Genomic DNA, 18,659 nt, shown 5'->3' on the forward strand with positions numbered 1-18,659 from the left:
CTCCTCCTACTCGATTTTTTCTCTAATGAACTTTCTATTGAACGATTTTTCCTAGCTCATATTGGGATTTGTTTCACAAAGCTAAATATTTCAGCTGAGCTCTACGTGTTACAAAATGTTTCAAAGGCAAAGGCGAGCCTCTCGATGGTCTGATGAGTTACCTTGGGTTTAGATTTTTAATGCTTTCTTGGTGATTATAAAATCAAAAATAATCAAAGTAATTATCTCAAAGAATGAAAAGAGCTCCCAGTGATTGCTGTATTATTTATTTGTTTTAGAAGGTATTTTTGTTTTTTATAGTGCGATTTTTTTTATTTTATATATTTTAATGCAACTTTCTTGTCATTCGTATATTAGGGTTTGCCTACTTGTTAAATGCAGGTAACAACTTCTCCGTAAGCACGAGGTTGTTAGTGAATAACTCACCCAGTTACATAATGGACATGACAAATGAATAAGAAACTTTTAGCGCTAGCAATTTCTGGTGCAGTATTTGGTACACAGGCAGTTGCAGTAGAACTTTACAACGAAGACGGAACAACATTCTCTGTTGGCGGCCACGTTTCAGTTGCAGTTGGTGATGTAAACAGCGCTGACCGCCTTAACAGCGACGACATCGGTGTAGAAACTGTTTCTCCACGTATCAACTTCGGTGCAACTCATGAACTTGGTAACGGCTTTACTGCTGATGCTAAAGGTGAATGGGCGCTAAACATGCTAGACGGTGGTGATCAGTCATTCACAACTCGTCTTGGTTACGTTGGCCTTTCTCACGATGATTACGGTCGTGCAGCAGTAGGTACTCAATGGGCACCTTACTACAACGTTGCTGGTGTAGCAGATATGCCAATCGCATTTGCGAATGACTTCATCTACGAAGATCACGGTAATCTAGGTACTGGTCGTGCTGAAGAGATGGTGAGCTACGCTAACGCTGTGGATTTCGGTAACGCTGGCTCTCTAGCAATTGGCGTTGCATGGCAAGGTCGTAAGGTTTCTGACGAAAAATACAACGAAGTTGCTTCAGAGAATAAGTACGGCAACCGTGCTCAAATCGCGTTGAACTACGATATCGCTAACTTCTCTGTGAACTACGCTTACAATACTGGTGACGTTACTTTCGGTACTGGTGCTAATGTTGGTACTGATTCAAAGACTGCTGATTCTAATGTACTAAGTGCAACTTACGGTTCATACGGTTCTGAAGGTCTTTACGTTGCAGCTGTATACGCAGCGAACAACTACATGAATAATGGTAAGTTTGGCGTTATTTCAGAGTCTACAGGTTACGAATTTTTAGCATCTTACGCACTAGCTAACAGCCTTAACCTAAGCGTTAACTACGAAGCGGTAGAAGACGACAAGAACAGCGAAACTGTATACAGCACTTCAGCTCTACAAGCTGAATACAACTTCACATCTCAGTTCGTAGGCTTTGCTGGTTACCAGTTCGACCTACAAGGTTCTGGCGTGTACAAAGAAAAAGCTGATGACCAGTGGCTACTTGGTGCTCGTTACTACCTATAAGTCGCAGACTTATTTAGCATAGTGTTTACTCCTTAAGTTTACCTTTTAGGATACTGTCCTAGACACCATGCTAAGCCCTCTCAAGCCTTTGGTTTGAGAGGGCTTCTTTCGTTTTAATGCTCTTCAAATTTAACTGCCTACTTTAGTTTCATTTTCTCTAATTTATGTAAGCCGATGACTCTATTCCTGCTGGGTCGGTCGAGGTATACACCGATATTTACCTAAAAGTATTCAAATCAATGAATTGAGCTCAAGATCAGAATTTAGAGATCGGTAATCATCTTGTCGAAGACTCTCATTTTATGATGCGCTAAACTCTGCTCTCTAAAAATAGTTCAGGGATAAACTATGAGCAGCGTTGTCGATCAGGAACAGCTGATGAAGTCGAAACGAACAGCAACCCCAACAAAAGTACTGTGTGTTGGGCGTAACTATGTCGATCACATTGAAGAACTTAACAATGCGATTCCTGACTCTATGGTGGTGTTTAATAAACCAAGCACCAGCGTGACTTCCTCTCTTTCTTCGTTTCATCAAGAAGCACTGCACTATGAAGCTGAAATCTGCTTTATCGTTGAAAATGGCCAATACTCAGCCGTGGGCTTAGGGTTAGACCTCACCAAGCGTGAGTTGCAAAGTAGCTTAAAAGCGAAAGGCTTACCTTGGGAACGCGCCAAAGCTTTTGATGGCTCAGCCGTATTTAGTCGCTTTGTTCCAATTGATAACTTAGACCTTGCAGACTTAAACCTAGAGTTGTTTATTAACTGTGTTCGTGTTCAGAAAGGACATGTTGAGCAGATGCTTTACTCTCCAAAAACTATCCTAGAAGAGCTGTCTTCTTATACCACCTTACTAGACGGCGATGTTGTGATGACAGGTACGCCAAAAGGTGTTGGGGCCGTACATCGAGGCGATATCTTCCTTGGTCGCCTAAAGTGTGGCGATACGACATTGATTGAGATCGAATGGGTAGCAAGTTAATTAGTCTTTTCTATTTAGTTAATAAATTGGCTTTGTCGCTTAATGTTGGTTTTTAATTCGATTAAATAAACGTCGAACAACTGATTGTATCTGGAAGGGTGTTAGTAATTGATATAAAATCCGCCTCCGTTTTTATCAATGCTGACCCTCATGATCGACTTAACCATTTTACCTGTCTACCTGACTGCCGTTGTTGCACTTCTTCTTTTACCTGGCCCTGATATGTTACTGATTGCGAGTTCAAGCATGAGCTATGGCCGTAAGGTCGGCGTGTTTGCAAGCCTAGGTAATGCGACTTCTGGAATCATTCTGACAGTATTAGCGGCCATGGGTGTATCAGCGTTGATCGCAATGAGCCCAATAGCGCTTAAAGCTCTCCATTTGTTAGGCGGCGCGTACTTGTTGAAGATGGGTTGGGATTGCCTGCGAACAGAGCAGGGTAATGCGCCGGAGTTAAACGATAATTTTGCTGCAAAAGCCTATTATCAACGAGCGCTGATCAGCAACCTGCTTAACCCTAAGGCCTTGGTTTTCTTTGTGATGTTTCTGCCTCAGTTTGTGTCGACGAATATTGAAGCGACTTCCGGTCAGCAGATGCTTGTTCTGGGTTTATTACTGAATGTTCTCGGCTTAACGTTTAACTTTTTGCTGGTGGCGTTAGTGGGTACGATTGGTAAATCTCTCGTAGAAAACGCGAAGTTTCGTACCTATCAACAGAAAGTCATGGGCGGAGTTTTCATCGTGTTAGCTATCTGGATGTTGTCTTCTTTCTTTACTTCGTAGACGAATCAAATCAGACATCTTCTCGTGGTTAGCCGCTGAGACAAAAATGGACGCTACGAGCGTCCATTTTTTATATTTAACCGTTACATGTTGAACGCGCTAAATCGCTATGAATTCAACTCTTGTTGGTGTTGTTCAATCAGTTTCTCCATGTACTTCTCACCGCGCAGGCGAGTGTCTTCGTAGGTTTCTGTCCCTTCAAATTTTGTCACCGTCTCATAGTAGACCTTAACTTTTGGCTCAGTACCGGAAGGTCTTACGATAATGCGTGAACCATCTTCGAGATGATAGATGAGTACGTCACTTGCAGGCAGGTTAATGGCTTCAGTATTGCCACCAATGACGAAGCGCAAAGAAGACTGCAGATCTTCAATCACAGAGATAGCAACACCGTTTATTGCTTTAGGTTGTGCCGCTCTGAGTTTAGAACCAATCGATGGTGAATCTGGGTCTAGTGCAATACTTCGCTGAGCGTTGGTGTGAACCCCATGTTCAAATGAAATTTGAGCAAGAAGATCCCAGACAGTTCGACCTTGAGATTTTAACTCCTCAACCAATTGAGCAAACACGACAATAGCAGACAGCCCATCTTTGTCTCGTACTTGAGTACCAATTGTGTAGCCTAATGCTTCTTCATAGGCGAACAAGAAGTCGTTCTGATCATTTTCCAATTGCATGCCAATATTCGCTAACCATTTAAAACCTGTCAGCGTTTGGAAATAAGTCGCCCCGTGGGATTGAGCTACTTTTTCAAGCAATGTTGAAGATACGATACTGTTACCAACTAATTGGTTTTTGGTATGCGGCTTTGAGAGTAGATAATGAGCGAATAGCACGCCGACTTGGTCACCTGTTAGCATTTTGTATGAGCCATCATCTGTTCTCACTGCAACCGCAAATCGGTCTGCATCTGGATCGTTGGCACAAGCAATGTCGGCATCGACACTTTTTGCTAAGTTAACCACCAGATCCATCGCGCCTTTTTCTTCCGGATTCGGGAAGTTGACGGTCGGGAAGTTACCATCGGGCTCTCTTTGCTCGGCGACGCTGAACACCTTATGGAAACCAGAATCGTGAAGTAGATCCTCGGCCATTTGTGCGCCGACACCATGCATTGCGGTATAGGTGATGGTGGTGTTCGCCGATTCGATCTCGTCACTCACGTATGGGCTCTGATTGATCGCAGCGCGGTACGTTTGATAATAGCCTTCAGTTAACCACACCAACTTACCTTGCGTCTCAGCGTCACTTAGGCTCATTAAAGGGAGCGGCTTGGTCGATGCGATATCGATTTCAGCGGCAATACCCGCATCGTGAGGAGGAATGATTTGAGCGCCATTCTCCCAGTACACTTTGAAACCATTGTATTCCGGTGGGTTGTGGCTGGCCGTCACTACAACGGCAGCTGCGGCGTTGAAGTGCTCAATACCAAAGGCAACGATAGGGGTCGCCGCGACGTTCGAGGTTAGATAAACCTTAATGCCTAAAGCCGTGAGTACGGAAGCGGTATCAATCGCGAACTGCTTTGAATCTAAACGGCCGTCATAACCGACGACCACACCGCGAATGGTCGCATTAGCGACATGTTCGATTAAGTAGTGGCCGAGCCCGGTTGCTGTTTCCTGTATGACTAAACGGTTCATTCGATTTGGGCCGCATCCAACTTTGCCTCTAAGTCCTGCCGTTCCGAACTCTAATCGTTGAGTAAAGCGGTCTTCAAGTTCGTCGTGCATTCCCTCATCGATGAGGTGTTGAAGTTCTTCACGAGTTCTTGGATCTGGGTCTCTCGCTAACCAATTCATTGCATCTTGCATAATCACTAAACCTATTAATGTCTGTATGACTTACCGTTGATTTAATTTAAGTGATATTAATTCTCATTTCCATGAAAGCAATCGTAAAACTCGATATAAAATAAATTCCAACGGCAAGATGGCACGTAGATTAAGCCACTTCAAATAATTGACTGTTTAGTAAGTAAACTTACCTTGAATAATTGGATATCACTAACTAGCCTTTTACATAAATATAACAAAATTTAACAAGTTCGCCGTTTTTGAATCTTTCATGGAAACCTCCAACGCTTTTGAACCGTATTAGTTCTTGGGTTTATATGAGGTCAGTAGCCTGCTCACAGGCTAGTTCCATGTGAGTTGTAGATTGAGATTCAGCCTTTTCATGTGTAGCCGGAATAACAATGAATGTTGTCCAGTTCGCAACGACATTTAGGTCGCAAGTATCCAATTAGGAAGGACAAGGAGAGATCTTTTGAAAAGATTACTGGTTAGGCTAGCGTGGCTTTTGAAGAGTTTTGTTCTGCTTTTAGTATCGCCTTTAGTGCACGCTAGCAGTGATTACAACATGACTCAAGGCGTCACTGAGATCAGTGGTAAGGTGTATGAACTTCATATGCTGATCTTCTACATCTGTTGTGCGATTGCCTTTGTTGTTTTTGGTGTGATGTTTTATTCGATTTTGAGGCACAGGAAATCGAAGGGCGCAGTTGCTGCCCATTTTCACGAAAGCACGAAAGTCGAAATTCTTTGGACCATCATCCCTATCATCATTCTCATCGCTATGGCGATACCCGCCACCAAAACCTTAATAGCGATGGAAGATACCTCCCAATCAGATCTGACCGTTAAAATCACCGGGTCACAATGGAAATGGCATTACAGCTATTTTGGTGAAGACGTCGAATTTTTCAGCCTTCTAGCGACCAGTGACAAAGAGATTGAAGGCCTCGAAGTGAAAGGCGCGCATTACCTGCTAGAAGTTGATAAGCCGCTGGTACTGCCTGTTGACCGTAAAGTCCGTTTCTTGATGACTTCCGATGATGTGATTCACTCATGGTGGGTGCCAGCATTCGCCGTTAAGAAAGATACCATTCCGGGCTTTATTAATGAGGCTTGGACTAAGATAGATGAGCCTGGTGTTTACCGAGGGCAGTGTGCAGAGTTGTGTGGTCGTGCCCATGGTTTCATGCCGATCGTGGTGCATGCCATGGAAGAAGATGAGTTTGACGCATGGCTAGCGGAGCAGAAAGAGTTAGCGATAGCCGAACAACAAGCCGCAAAAGATGCATTAGGTGCGTCACTTTCCTTGGCGGAGTTGAATACCATCGGTGAAGAGGTTTACAAAACTCGATGTGCGGTTTGTCACCAAGCAAACGGTGAGGGCATTCCTGGAGCATTCCCTGCCATCAAAGGAAGTCCTATTGCCCTTGGTGATGTGGATGTTCATATCGACACAATTGTTTATGGTCGTGGCGGTACGGCGATGCAAGCATTCGATAATCAGTTAACCGAGAAAGAGATCGCAGCGGTAGTAACTTATCAACGAAACGCTTGGGGTAATGATACCGGCGATATTGTTCAGGCCTCAGATATCAACGCTTATAAGGCGAAGCAAGAAGGCAGTTCTGAAAGCTCAACGGATGATGCACAAAATGATGCTAAGGATCAGTTATGAGTTCACCAATCAATAAGCCGGTGAAATCGGCTCCAGCAGAAGATCAAGTACTGAGCCATTCTGCGGAAGGCACCTTGGGCAATAATGATTTGCCTGTTGATGATCACGATTCACATGCGGCACCTAAAGGCTGGGCTCGTTGGCTGTATTCAACCAATCATAAAGACATTGGTACACTTTATTTGTGGTTCAGCTTTGCAATGTTCTTAACGGGCGGCGCAATGGCGATGGTGATCCGTGCGGAGCTGTTCCAACCGGGTTTGCAACTCGTTGAGCCAGATTTCTTCAATCAGATGACTACAGTCCATGGTTTAATCATGGTATTCGGTGCCGTAATGCCTGCATTTACGGGTTTGGCTAACTGGATGATTCCGATGATGATCGGTGCACCAGATATGGCGCTGCCGAGAATGAACAACCTCAGTTTCTGGATCTTGCCTTTTGCGTTTCTAATCTTAATCGGATCTTTGTTTACAGAGGGTGGCGGCCCGAGCTTTGGTTGGACCTTCTACGCGCCACTCTCGACAACTTATGGCCCAGACAGTACCGCGCTATTCGTATTCTCAGTTCATATTATGGGGATCAGTTCGATCATGGGGGCGATTAACGTCATCGTAACCATAGTGAACATGCGCGCTCCGGGTATGACTTGGTTCAAGCTACCGATGTTCGTATGGACTTGGTTAATTACCGCTTTCTTGCTGATAGCCGTGATGCCCGTTCTCGCGGGGGCTGTGACTATGGTACTGACTGACAAGTATTTTGGGACTAGCTTCTTTGATGCCGCTGGTGGTGGGGACCCGGTGATGTTCCAGCACATATTCTGGTTCTTTGGGCACCCCGAAGTGTACATCATGATCTTGCCATCTTTTGGTATTGTCTCAGCCATCATCCCTGCATTCAGTGGTAAGCGCCTGTTTGGTTATCACTCGATGGTTTATGCGACCTGTAGTATCGCACTGTTGTCATTCTTGGTTTGGGCACACCACATGTTCACCACGGGTATGCCAGTATTTGCCGAACTGTTCTTCATGTATTGCACCATGTTGATAGCGGTGCCGACCGGTGTGAAAGTCTTCAACTGGGTAGCGACCATGTGGCGGGGTGCTTTGACCTTTGAAACACCAATGCTGTTTGCGATTGCCTTCATTGTTTTGTTTACGATTGGCGGGTTATCTGGATTGATGCTCGCTATCGTGCCAGCTGATTTCCAATACCACGATACTTATTTTGTTGTGGCTCACTTCCATTATGTTCTGGTAACTGGTGCCGTGTTCTCGATTATGGCTGCCGCCTATTATTGGCTGCCTAAGTGGACTGGGCATATGTACGACCACAAGCTCAGCCTGTGGCATTTCTGGACGTCGGTGATTTCAGTTAATGTACTGTTTTTCCCGATGCACTTTTTAGGGTTAGCGGGTATGCCGCGTCGTATTCCTGATTATGCGATTCAGTTTGCTGACGTTAACCAAGTCGTGTCGATTGGTGGTTTTGCGTTTGGGTTGTCTCAGCTAATTTTCTTATGGCTAGCGATTAAGTGCGTAAGAGGGGGAGAGCCTGCGCCAAGTAAGCCTTGGGATAGAGCTGAAGGTCTTGAATGGACAGTACCAAGCCCTGCGCCTCACCACACCTTTACCCATCCGCCGAAAGTGGATTAGAGGGCAGAACCATGAGTGATAAGCAAAGCGATCCCAATCAAGATAAAAAACAACCTAAGCGCCTGTCTAATAAGCGATCGACCAAAAAGCTGACGGGCTACTTGGTGTTGAGCGTGGTTGCGATGTTTTGCTTCGGTTTCGCTTTGGTGCCGCTCTACGATGTCATGTGTGAGGCCTTAGGCATCAATGGCAAAACTAATACTGTTTCAGCGGTGCAACCTCAGGGAATGCAGCCAGACTACTCTCGTACGGTTCGAGTCGAATTCATGTCCCACATCAAGCCAGATATGCCATGGCAGTTTTCGCCTGAAGTTCGAGTGTTAGAGGTTCATCCTGGTGAGGTGGTTCAAACTAACTACATTGCCAAAAACCTTTCTGGAGCCTCATTGGTTGGCCAAGCCGTACCGTCGGTTTCTCCAGGTATGGGGGCAACCTACTTCAATAAGATGGAATGCTTTTGCTTTAATCAGCAGCCATTGGACGGGCACAAGAGCGCAGAAATGGGTTTGATATTTTACATTGAGCCAGATATTCCAGAATCGATACATACGCTGACGCTCTCTTACACATTATTCAATATCACGAATGAGGTGGGTGCTGCGGCCAATAAATCTGAGCCTAACGTACTCGCAAGTAACTAGGAATTTACAGAACCAGTATCAACATAAGGAGTTGAGCGATGAGTTCTAAAAAGGAAGTGTATTTCGTTCCACATCAAAGTCACTGGCCATTGGTGGGTGCTGTAGCACTCTTTTTGGTCGCGGTTGGCGCTGGCTTGACGGTGCAAAACATGGGTACCGACGCCGCAGGTGGTGTGTTTGGCAAAGCGGTGTTGTTAGTCGGGTTTGCTGTGCTGCTTTACATGCTCGCAGGTTGGTTTAGCAATGTGATCACAGAATCATTGAGTGGTCTCTATTCTGAGCAGATTTCTCGTTCTTTTAGACAAGGAATGAGTTGGTTCATCTTTTCCGAAATCATGTTCTTTGGCGCTTTCTTTGGCGCGCTTTTCTATGCTCGAATGATTTCTGTGCCTTGGATTGGTGGTGCGGGCAATAATGAAATGACCCATGAAGTATTGTGGCCGATGTTCCAATCAATTTGGCCACTAACGACGACCCCTGATGGCGTAACGACACAAGCCATGCCTTGGCAAGGTATCCCGCTTAAGAACACCATTATTCTGCTGCTTTCCTCTGTGACGCTGCACATGGCACATATCAGTCTTGAACAAAATAAGCGTATGGCTTTGATCGTCTGGTTGGAGATAACCATTGTTCTGGCTGGCTTCTTCCTGTTCTTCCAAGTTGAAGAGTATCTTCATGCTTATCAAGAGATGGGGCTGACACTTCAGTCTGGCATCTACGGCAATACCTTCTTCTTGCTGACTGGGTTTCATGGCTTACATGTCTGTTTAGGGACGATCTTTTTGATTGTGTTGCTGGCAAGGGTTGCGAAAGACCACTTCACTCCGAAAGACCACTTTGCGTTCCAAGCGGGCAGTTGGTATTGGCACTTTGTTGATGTGGTTTGGTTGGGCCTGTTTGTGTTTGTGTATGTGCTCTAACTGCTGAGCCTATAGGGGATTAATAGGGGCGAGGATTGGGAGTTATCACTCCGGAACCTAAAGCCAGTAACAACAGTAGCACGACAACGGCTGACCACATGACTCGACGACCTAAGAAGTGACTCAGTCTTTTACCATTGTGTTTACCTGAGGCGATTTGGATTAGACCTTTCATCAAATTGAAAGCGATGAAGAACAGCAAAGCGACCAACACAATTTTAAACAACAACACAAAGGTAGATGTCGCCATAGTGATAACTCCAAACCGATTGATTGATGATGAACACAAGTTCCGCAGTAAAGGTTTTTGGATAGCGGTTGTTTTAACTGTGGTTTCAGTCGGCATTTTAATCAAGTTGGGTTTGTGGCAGTTAGATCGAGGTAACGAGAAATTACGCTATGAACAGCAACTATCAGAAAGAGCGCAGCAATCGTTTAGGTCATTGGACACGGTTATCTCTGAATGGAAGGGCTCGCGTACACAAGCCCAAGGTACATCTGAACAGCAGTTTTTAAATGGTTTGAAGGTTGATGTTGAATTGGAAACACCAAGTGGTTTGGTGGTCTTGTTAGACAACCAGATAAGCCAAGGAACGGTAGGGTATGTGATTTACATGTTGGGTGAGGTTCGCTTTGAAGATGGAAACCAGTCCTTAGTGGCTGAAAAACAGTTGTTGATCGATCTTGGGTTTGTTCCGGCAAGTAATGACAGAAGAGAACTACCGCAATTAGGAAGTATCACTGTACCAACCAAAATGTCAGGGCGCTTGTATACACGCTCAATTAATCCTTTAAGTCATGAGTTGGGTTTAGAAAATACGACACCGAATAGAATCCAAAACCTAAACATAGCAGCGTTATCACAGTATACAGGAAAAGAAGTGCTGCCCTTTGTCTTCCAACCTCAGAGTTTAGATTCATGGCCCTATGAAATGTTATGGCGTCCAACGGCGGTGAGGTCTGAGAAGCATTTTGGTTACTCATTTCAATGGTTTGTTATGGCTGCGGTACTTTTGTTTTTGATGTTGTTGATTGGCTATCGGTACCTAAAAGCAACACCTATCACGAGGAATAAGGATGGATAAATCTCAAGCACAAGTGAACAGGGAAATTACCGAGACAAACATGGCTGAGCTCAGAAGCCGTCGTACTAAAGGACGCTTGGTATTAATCGGACTCGTTTTAATTTTCGCTTTGCCAGCCATTATCGCCAAAACTGTGTTGGATCAGAATTGGTATACGTCAGGTGTCACTAACTCAGGCGAATTGGTAGAACCAAGAATTACACTAGCGGATTTTGGCGTAACGGTACCCATGGCAGGAGAGGGTTGGGTTGTGGGGTATATCGCACCGATGGAGTGCGAAAGCTTGTGTGAACAACAGCTTCATTATTTGAATCAAAGCTACTTAGCGTTAGGGAAAAACAAAGAGCGAGTGACCGCCGTTGTTTTCGTCTCAGAAGGTAACTCGTTGTCGGGTTCGCTCAACAAGCCTGATTTATCTTTGTTAGCTGGTGGTGATCAGTTAAGCACCGAGTTTTCGCCGGCTTCCATTGTCATTATTGACCCGCTAGGACAGTTGGTTATGGAGTACAAAAGCGTGTCGGAACCGTCGCAGTTAGTCAGCCAATCTAAAGGCTTGATTCATGATCTAAGAAAGCTGCTTAAGCTGTCACGAGTTGGGTAGTTAATCAGCTTAAGTTGATAAGCTTGAGTTAATGAGCTTTAGCAGATTGCGTTAATGCTGAGTGTTGTTAGTGCAAAGGGAATAAGTATAGGGAGATAAACGATGCAGAATAAAGCCCCTGATTTACTCATGCACATGATGAGATTAACTATCTTGTTAACCCTTACCGTGATTGTGCTCGGAGCTTATACACGCCTGTCTGATGCTGGCCTTGGCTGTCCTGACTGGCCGGGTTGTTACGGTAAGATCACCGTTCCGTCTGATGCCCAAGCGGTGAGTCAAGCCAATCTGCAATTTCCAGAGCGAGCTCTTGAAGCAGACAAAGCGTGGATAGAGATGATCCATCGCTACTTTGCAGGAACATTAGGGTTGCTTATCTTTGTCGTTGTAGCTTGGTGTATTAAAAAGAACATCACACCAGTTGGTCTTCCATTACTTATCTCTGCCACTGTGATTTTTCAGGCTTTGCTTGGAATGTGGACGGTGACTCTTAAGTTGATGCCCGTTGTGGTTATGGCGCATTTGATGGGGGGTTTCACGTTGCTGTCACTGTTGTGTCTGCTCTACTGCCGTTTGTCTCAATTCCAAAGCCGTTTTGGTGAGGCTTCTTATTCTCCAACACTTAAATTTTGGGCGTTGTTTGGGTTACTCATTGTGGTTGGGCAGATACTGCTTGGTGGTTGGACATCGTCAAACTATGCCGCTTTGGTGTGTACCCAATTGCCTATTTGTGAAGGTAACTGGATGAGCTACCTCGATTTCAAAAATGCGTTCGATTTTGCTCAACACGGACACGATAACTATGAGTTTGGTGTGTTGGAGTATCCCGCGAGGCTTACCATACATGTCATGCACAGGTTCGGGGCTATTGTGGCGACATTAACGGTGCTGATGGTCGTGTACCAGTTATGGAAGTTTGGCCAAGTGCCTCACCAAAAGCTGAGCATGATTGTCGCAATAGTGTTGTTTACTCAAATCAGCCTTGGGATCAGTAATGTATGGTTTCACCTGCCAATCTCAGTTGCGGTTTTGCATAACCTAGTCGCAGTAATGTTGCTCATCAGCATGGTTGTAACCAATTTTGTGGTGTGGCAACGCAAACCGAGTGAGAGCTTGGTGAAGAACAGTGTATTACAAGGAGGTAATCATGGTCAGTAGAACGTCAACACAGTATGAAGTGGTGGCTCAAGACGCAGCCTTAACTCATAAGATAACAGCCAATAATGACATAACTTTAAGCAACGAAAAGGCTGAAAAAAACAAAGCCACTTGGAAAGTTTATTTAACGCTGACTAAGCCTAAAGTGGTGGCTTTGATGTTGCTGACAGCATTGGTTGGGATGTGTTTGGCCGTGCCGAATGGATTGCCTTTGCAACAAACTTTGTTCGGAATGATTGGGATAGGGTTAATGGCAGGTTCAGCGGCTGCGTTTAACCATTTGATCGATAAAAAGATCGACGGCCAGATGACTCGAACAAATCGACGCCCTTTACCATCCGGTGAGCTGAGTAGTGTGCGTGTGTTTAGCTTTGCAGCAGGTATCGGCTTATTTGGGTTCGCTACGTTAGTGGTGTGGGTCAATCAACTCACGGCTTGGCTAACCTTTGCAAGTTTATTGGGCTATGCGGTCATCTATACCATGTACTTGAAGCGAGCGACGCCACAGAACATCGTAATTGCAGGGATAGCTGGCGCAATGCCACCGTTATTGGGCTGGACGGCAGTCACCAACGAGCTGCATTCAAATGCTTGGTTGTTGGTGATGATCATCTTTATTTGGACGCCTCCTCATTTCTGGGCGTTGGCAATTCATCGTCGTGATGAGTATGCCAAAGTGAACATCCCCATGTTGCCTGTGACTCACGGAATCGAATACACCAAGACGTCTATTCTTCTGTATACCTTTTTGCTTAGCATCGTGTGTATATTGCCTGTATTGGTTGGCATGAGCAGCTGGATATATCTGAGCGCTTCATTGGTGCTCAACGGCGGGTTTGTTTATCACGCTTGGGTACTGAAATATCGTGATGAACCCAATATGGCCATGAAGACCTTTAAGTTCTCCATCTATCATCTCATGATCTTGTTTGTGGCTCTGTTGGCAGACCACTATCTACTTTGATAACCGCATTTCTGCTGTTGCTGAATAAGAAAACGGATGCTCTGGGCATCCGTTTTTGTTTGGTTGATGACTAAAACTCACCCAATACAAAGTAAGTATCTAGCGAGTACTTAGTCCACTTTGTTCCAAGCACTTTGCCAGTGTGAACCTACACCTGGTTCGTACTGAGTTGCTGTTGGAGCCCATTGAACACAGTAACCTGAGTATGGGAACTCTTTACACTGATAAACACCACCATCGCTGCTCAGAACCTTTGTTCCTGCAGTGTAAGATTCAATGCTTTCTGGGAACACGAAGTCGTAGTCGCCTGCTGGTGGCGGTGTTTGCTCGTCCATTAGGTGGAAATCAAGCGTGTTCTGATCCACTAAGTTACCTTGGTCATCTTTCGTCACAACCACAAGCATGTGGTGGCCAGCTTCAGACTTAGAAAGAGTCAGTTGAACATCTTCAACTTGTCCGTCTGTTAGATCCGATTTCTGAGATGCAAGTGCTTCACGGTGATGGTTGTACACGGTAAGCTCAGCTTGGATATCGCCTGTTGCCGCTAACGTAAGATCAAGCTGAGTAGGTTGGCTCTCATCGATAATGTACTCTGATTCTAAGCCCGAGACTTCAAGATCATGCTCGGGTTCTGGAGTATCAATCTTGTAGCCGATTTCGACACTGTTAAAGCCAGAGCCTGCTTTTAGATAAACAGGATTCGTGCCGTAAACGGGTGCGAAATCGCCTTGGTCATTCAATTGACCTGCTTTGATTTGCGTCTGCTCTTGGTTGATCTTAGAAGCAAGCGCGTAAGACCAGTTATTGGCTTTGCCTTGTTCAGAAGTTTCAATCACAAGCTCAGTGCTGTATGAAGCGTTCTCACCAGACTGGTCGAATACACGCGTATAAACAGCGTCACCAACATTCAGGTCTTGTGTCGGGTTGATTTGACCACCTTGATCCCAATCAGGAATGATAGGGCCGTCACCATCAAATTTCACGTCGATAACGTTGTAGAAAGCCGCTGCAGTGTCACCTACATCCCATACCGCAAGGATCACTTGATAACCTTCACGCTCTGGCACATTACACAAGTGACTGACTTGCATCGGTGGCTGTTCCATATTGCCTTCAACAACACAGAATGGCGTTAAGTCAAAAGAGCTGCGAGCCAACGGCTGGTTTGGATTCCAGTCGGGTTGAGTAATGTAATATTTCCAATCGCGAGTCTTGTGGTTAGCTGTGAATGTCCACTCGAAGTATTGAGAACCAGACTTGATAGGGCGTTTAACCCAGCGGTCTGCCTTTTGTTCGTCTAGTGCTGCTGCTAAAGAAGATTGCGCACTGGCGATTTTCCCATCAGCAGGGCCAACTTCTGGGAAGCCTTCAGGGCCTTCTACACTTTGTGGTTCGTATTGGATACCACCACAGTTGGTGTTTTTCTCTTGCGTATCACTCGCAGGGAACTTACATAGGGCAACACGGCTCTCAGCTACGCCATTGTTGTATGCCGAGACATAACCGTGACCGAAGCTTGCACCGCTTACGCTAAGAAGCGATAGCGCGATGAGTGATTTTTTTTGGAGTTGTTTCATTATTTGTCCTTACTGTATTTGGCCGACAAAAAAGAGAACACCCCGGCATGCATTTACACTTAAATTCTATTAAGTGGCGGCCCCGCTATCATAGACAGAATATTTGTCGACAGACCGGTGGCTTTGCGTCCTATTCTTTCAAATAGTTTGCCAGAAGTGCGTTTGAGCAAGCGAAATGTAGCCAACCAGTTTTATAAACGCGAATCAATAGATTGAAATGTGGAATGCCAATCTCGAACTTTTAATTCTTAATACAAATTAACTTGCTATATGTTTAGTTCGCTAACATATAAATTATTGATATAAATGAAGAAAGCATTTACTCTAATCGCTTTTGTGAATGCTTTTCGATTGTGATGTTTTGTTCTGCACGACAATTGCGCGCATATCAAAACCAAACCTTTGGTTTCCACTAACCAAACCCTGACATGCTATGTATGAAAAGCCGGACAATTGATTGGTATGAATTATGTAAAGGAGTCGGTATGGAATTCACAGAACTAGATAGAGACGCGTTATATCAAACGTGGATGTCACAAAAATCGAGAATGCGTATTACGCAGATGGAGTTTTCAAAAAAGCTTGGAATGAACCAGCTTGATTTCTCTAGAGTGCTAAGAGGCGAGACGCCATTAACGATGTCTTTCGTTAGTCACTTTTGTCGTTTACTTCATTTAGAGCCTAGGAATGTGTTTCCTTCACTTAAAGAAGGTAATGAGTCAGGGCCAAAAGTGGTCTACCTGAAAAGTAGAATGAGCGTTGATGGTGAGATCCAAAATGCTTATATCGAAGGAAATCAGGTAATCGTAGAGTATGCACACACCGTTCAGCATGATTAATTTTAAAGCTAGCTCTGAGTTTTAACTCCCCTTTTCTACAAACCTTTCATATAAGGTATGACTTACTCAATTAAATTCCTTAATTTTAACTAAGTGCGTCATGAAACCTTTAAAAGTCTTTTTGCTTGTTGCAACCAGCATCTTCTTGTTTGGTTGTGCAGGCGGCCCAATTAAAACCGCAACTAAATTCACCAGTTATAAAGATTTTCAGCCAGTCCCTGATGGAGGCGTTGACCTAGTTTGGGCAAGGATTGGGCTACGTGACGCGCAGCGTTTGAAATCCAAGTTAGATGACTACGATTCTGTAGTGATCGACCAAATTTTTGTTTTAGCAGAAGAAGGTTCGTTGGATCAGGAAGAGATTCAGGAACTCACTGAGCACATGGTTGCGCGCTTGGAAGATAAAATATCGCCTCATAAAACGATTGTCGATGAACCGACAGGAAAAACGCTCCGCTTGAGTATCGCTCTGAGTAACGTTGAAACGCCCAATCCGCTCTTAGCTGTAACGAGCAGCGTTCTGCCGTTTGGCCTTGCGATGTCAACCATATCTAAGGTCACGACTGGTGAGCACACCAATGTTGGGAGTGCGAGTGTAGAGTTATTGGTCAGTGATGCTCAAGAGGGCACACCACTGTTTGCAGCCATCGACCGTGAAGCGGGTAACAAAGATTTTTCAACCATGATTGATTCGCTGGATGATGCCAAAGACGCGATCAACTATTGGGTTGAACGTTTAGGTGATACTCTACACAACATAGATGACGCATAGTAAAGACCGAATAATGCTAGAGAAAGAGAACCTGATTAAGTTGGCTCGAATGCAGATGCCATTTGGAAAGTACGCGGGTCGTACACTGATTGACTTACCTGAAGAATATTTGCTGTGGTTTGATAAAAAGGGATTCCCGTCTGGTGAACTCGGCGATTTATTGAAACTGTGCCTTGCTCTGAAAATTGAAGGGCTTGATAGTGTCGTCAAGCCATTGAAAAGAATGTAATTAAATAAAAGCTCACGCTGATCACGTGAGCTTTTTTGTTTTTGAGTTCGACACAATTTTACATGCATGATGTAGCTTGAAGAATGGCTCTTCTTACCTTGCTATAAAATACGCAATCGATAGCGTGTAAATAATGGTATACAGGGTGTTTTAAATATAAAACACAAAAAAAATTGCGTTTATTTTTAATTAGTGATTGAAACTAGAGTTTTTACTAGTTAAGTTACAGGGAACAAGAAGATTAGTGCTGATAGAAAGTGACGTGAGACAACGTACATTCAGCTCAAGGATAGAAAAAAGGAAGAAGTAAGCAATGTTCCAGACTGATGATGTAAGAATTAACAAAGTAAAAGAGTTATTACCCCCTGTTGCTGTTTTAGAAAAGTTTCCAGCGACAGAAGTTGCTTCTTCTACAACCTTTGAAAGCCGCAAAGCGATCCACAATATTTTAGAAGAGAGCGATGATCGCTTGCTTGTTATTGTCGGCCCATGTTCTATTCATGACACAGAAGCTGCTCTTGAGTACGGTAAACGTTTGAAAGTGTTGCGCGACGAACTTGGTGATAACCTTGAAATCGTAATGCGTGTTTACTTTGAAAAACCACGTACAACTGTTGGTTGGAAAGGTCTAATAAATGACCCGTACATGAACGATACGTTCAAGCTAAATGATGGCCTTCGTCTAGGACGTAAGCTACTGCTGGACCTAACTGACATGGGCATGCCAACGGCAAGCGAATTCCTAGACATGATCACGCCTCAATACGTTGCTGACCTAATCAGCTGGGGTGCAATCGGCGCACGTACTACAGAATCTCAAGTTCACCGCGAACTGGCTTCTGGCCTATCTTGCCCAGTTGGATTTAAGAATGGTACTGATGGCAACATCAAGATTGCAACAGATGCTATTCGCTCTGCTAGCGCTTCTCACCACTTCTTATCAGTAACTAAGTACGGTCACTCAGCTATCGTTGAAACAGCAGGTAACCCTGATTGTCATATCATCCTACGTGGTGGCAAAGAGCCAAATTACAGCGCAGAACACGTTGGTAAGATTAAAGAAGAGCTAGCAGCTTCTGGTCTTCCACAAAAAGTGATGATCGATTTCAGCCACGCAAACAGCTCTAAGCAGTTTAAGCGTCAAATGAACGTATCTGATGACGTAAGCGCACAAATTTCTGGTGGCGACAAAGCTATCTTTGGTGTGATGATTGAATCTCATCTTGTTGAAGGTCGCCAAGACCTGGTTGAGGGCAAAGCTGCAACGTACGGCCAATCTGTTACTGATGCGTGTATTGGTTGGGAAGACACTGAAACAGTACTTCGCCAGCTGGCAGACGCTGTTGAAGCTCGTCGTAACAAATAGACTAATTACAGTCAGCGATTAAGCTACTGAAAATTCAAAGCCCTTAGTTAGCAACAGCTAATAAGGGCTTTTTTTTGGTTCATC

General features: G+C 44.5%; 18 protein-coding genes and 1 riboswitch. Of the genes, 15 read left to right on the forward strand and 3 right to left on the reverse strand.

From position 1 onward, the window contains the following. Positions 1-450: 450 nt before the first annotated feature. From AB4167_RS19755 to AB4167_RS19765, 3 genes are all read left to right on the forward strand, one after another. Positions 451-1,527: a porin gene (locus AB4167_RS19755; protein ID WP_102393160.1), complete on the forward strand. Its 1,077-nt coding sequence runs from the start codon at positions 451-453 to the stop codon at positions 1,525-1,527. Positions 1,528-1,875: 348 nt separating this feature from the next. Continuing rightward, complete coding sequence (locus AB4167_RS19760; protein WP_017068641.1) at positions 1,876-2,508, forward strand: fumarylacetoacetate hydrolase family protein; 633 nt, start codon at positions 1,876-1,878, stop codon at positions 2,506-2,508. Positions 2,509-2,658: 150 nt separating this feature from the next. After that, entirely contained in the window at positions 2,659-3,291 is a 633-nt protein-coding gene (locus AB4167_RS19765; RefSeq protein ID WP_017064843.1) for a LysE family translocator, read from the forward strand. Between the two features lie 107 nt (positions 3,292-3,398). Here AB4167_RS19765 and AB4167_RS19770 read toward each other — a convergent pair whose 3' ends face one another. Then, positions 3,399-5,105, reverse strand: a complete 1,707-nt coding sequence (locus AB4167_RS19770) for a phospho-sugar mutase (protein WP_372136920.1) — start codon at positions 5,103-5,105, stop codon at positions 3,399-3,401. 454 nt (positions 5,106-5,559) lie between these two features. Between AB4167_RS19770 and coxB the strand changes: the two genes are divergently transcribed. The 4 genes from coxB to AB4167_RS19790 are packed head-to-tail and all read left to right on the forward strand — an operon-like array spanning position 5,560 to position 9,984. Next, complete coding sequence (gene coxB, locus AB4167_RS19775) at positions 5,560-6,762, forward strand: cytochrome c oxidase subunit II (protein WP_372136921.1); 1,203 nt, start codon at positions 5,560-5,562, stop codon at positions 6,760-6,762. Then, positions 6,759-8,420 (forward strand): cytochrome c oxidase subunit I, encoded by a 1,662-nt coding sequence (ctaD, locus tag AB4167_RS19780; protein ID WP_017061756.1) that lies wholly within the window; start codon positions 6,759-6,761, stop codon positions 8,418-8,420. The genes coxB and ctaD overlap by 4 nt, the downstream gene beginning before the upstream one ends. An 11-nt stretch (positions 8,421-8,431) precedes the next feature. Beyond that, entirely contained in the window at positions 8,432-9,061 is a 630-nt protein-coding gene (locus AB4167_RS19785) for a cytochrome c oxidase assembly protein (protein ID WP_017064839.1), read from the forward strand. 38 nt (positions 9,062-9,099) lie between these two features. Beyond that, the gene (locus AB4167_RS19790) at positions 9,100-9,984 is read left to right on the forward strand and encodes a cytochrome c oxidase subunit 3 (RefSeq protein ID WP_009845661.1); all 885 of its coding nucleotides are present in this window, start codon (positions 9,100-9,102) and stop codon (positions 9,982-9,984) included. Positions 9,985-10,003: 19 nt separating this feature from the next. On the opposite strand, the gene AB4167_RS19795 is transcribed toward AB4167_RS19790, so the two are convergent. Then, a complete protein-coding gene (locus AB4167_RS19795; RefSeq protein ID WP_029235581.1) occupies positions 10,004-10,234 on the reverse strand; it encodes a DUF2909 family protein in 231 nt (76 codons plus the stop codon). Here AB4167_RS19795 and AB4167_RS19800 point away from each other — a divergent pair. The 4 genes from AB4167_RS19800 to cyoE all read left to right on the forward strand — a co-directional run bounded on the left by AB4167_RS19800 (position 10,173) and on the right by cyoE (position 13,792). Continuing rightward, on the forward strand, positions 10,173-11,069 hold the full coding sequence (locus AB4167_RS19800; protein ID WP_372136922.1) for an SURF1 family protein: 897 nt from the start codon (positions 10,173-10,175) through the stop codon (positions 11,067-11,069). The genes AB4167_RS19795 and AB4167_RS19800 overlap by 62 nt on opposite strands. Continuing rightward, positions 11,062-11,670, forward strand: a complete 609-nt coding sequence (locus AB4167_RS19805) for a hypothetical protein (RefSeq protein ID WP_372136923.1) — start codon at positions 11,062-11,064, stop codon at positions 11,668-11,670. The genes AB4167_RS19800 and AB4167_RS19805 overlap by 8 nt, the downstream gene beginning before the upstream one ends. A gap of 102 nt (positions 11,671-11,772) precedes the next feature. Then, a complete protein-coding gene (locus tag AB4167_RS19810; RefSeq protein WP_372114146.1) occupies positions 11,773-12,828 on the forward strand; it encodes a heme A synthase in 1,056 nt (351 codons plus the stop codon). Next, positions 12,818-13,792, forward strand: coding sequence for a heme o synthase (cyoE, locus tag AB4167_RS19815; protein WP_017066082.1), 975 nt, complete (start codon positions 12,818-12,820; stop codon positions 13,790-13,792). The genes AB4167_RS19810 and cyoE overlap by 11 nt, the downstream gene beginning before the upstream one ends. A 110-nt stretch (positions 13,793-13,902) precedes the next feature. On the opposite strand, the gene gbpA is transcribed toward cyoE, so the two are convergent. Then, positions 13,903-15,369, reverse strand: a complete 1,467-nt coding sequence (gene gbpA / locus AB4167_RS19820; protein ID WP_229648182.1) for an N-acetylglucosamine-binding protein GbpA — start codon at positions 15,367-15,369, stop codon at positions 13,903-13,905. Between the two features lie 72 nt (positions 15,370-15,441). After that, positions 15,442-15,531: riboswitch (cyclic di-GMP riboswitch) on the reverse strand. Between the two features lie 323 nt (positions 15,532-15,854). Here gbpA and AB4167_RS19825 point away from each other — a divergent pair. The 4 genes from AB4167_RS19825 (at position 15,855) to aroG (ending at position 18,575) form a co-directional block, all read left to right on the forward strand. Continuing rightward, positions 15,855-16,208, forward strand: a complete 354-nt coding sequence (locus AB4167_RS19825; protein WP_017066796.1) for a hypothetical protein — start codon at positions 15,855-15,857, stop codon at positions 16,206-16,208. Positions 16,209-16,308: 100 nt separating this feature from the next. Further along, the gene (locus tag AB4167_RS19830) at positions 16,309-16,980 is read left to right on the forward strand and encodes a DUF3313 domain-containing protein (RefSeq protein ID WP_372114149.1); all 672 of its coding nucleotides are present in this window, start codon (positions 16,309-16,311) and stop codon (positions 16,978-16,980) included. A 13-nt stretch (positions 16,981-16,993) separates the two neighbouring features. Then, the gene (locus AB4167_RS19835; RefSeq protein ID WP_004730103.1) at positions 16,994-17,209 is read left to right on the forward strand and encodes a DUF3820 family protein; all 216 of its coding nucleotides are present in this window, start codon (positions 16,994-16,996) and stop codon (positions 17,207-17,209) included. 313 nt (positions 17,210-17,522) lie between these two features. Beyond that, the gene (gene aroG / locus AB4167_RS19840) at positions 17,523-18,575 is read left to right on the forward strand and encodes a 3-deoxy-7-phosphoheptulonate synthase AroG (RefSeq protein ID WP_017061746.1); all 1,053 of its coding nucleotides are present in this window, start codon (positions 17,523-17,525) and stop codon (positions 18,573-18,575) included. The last annotated feature ends 84 nt before the right edge of the window (positions 18,576-18,659 follow it).

Source organism: Vibrio sp. 10N.286.49.E11, from assembly GCF_041469505.1.
Classification (GTDB): Bacteria; Pseudomonadota; Gammaproteobacteria; order Enterobacterales; family Vibrionaceae; genus Vibrio; species Vibrio crassostreae_C.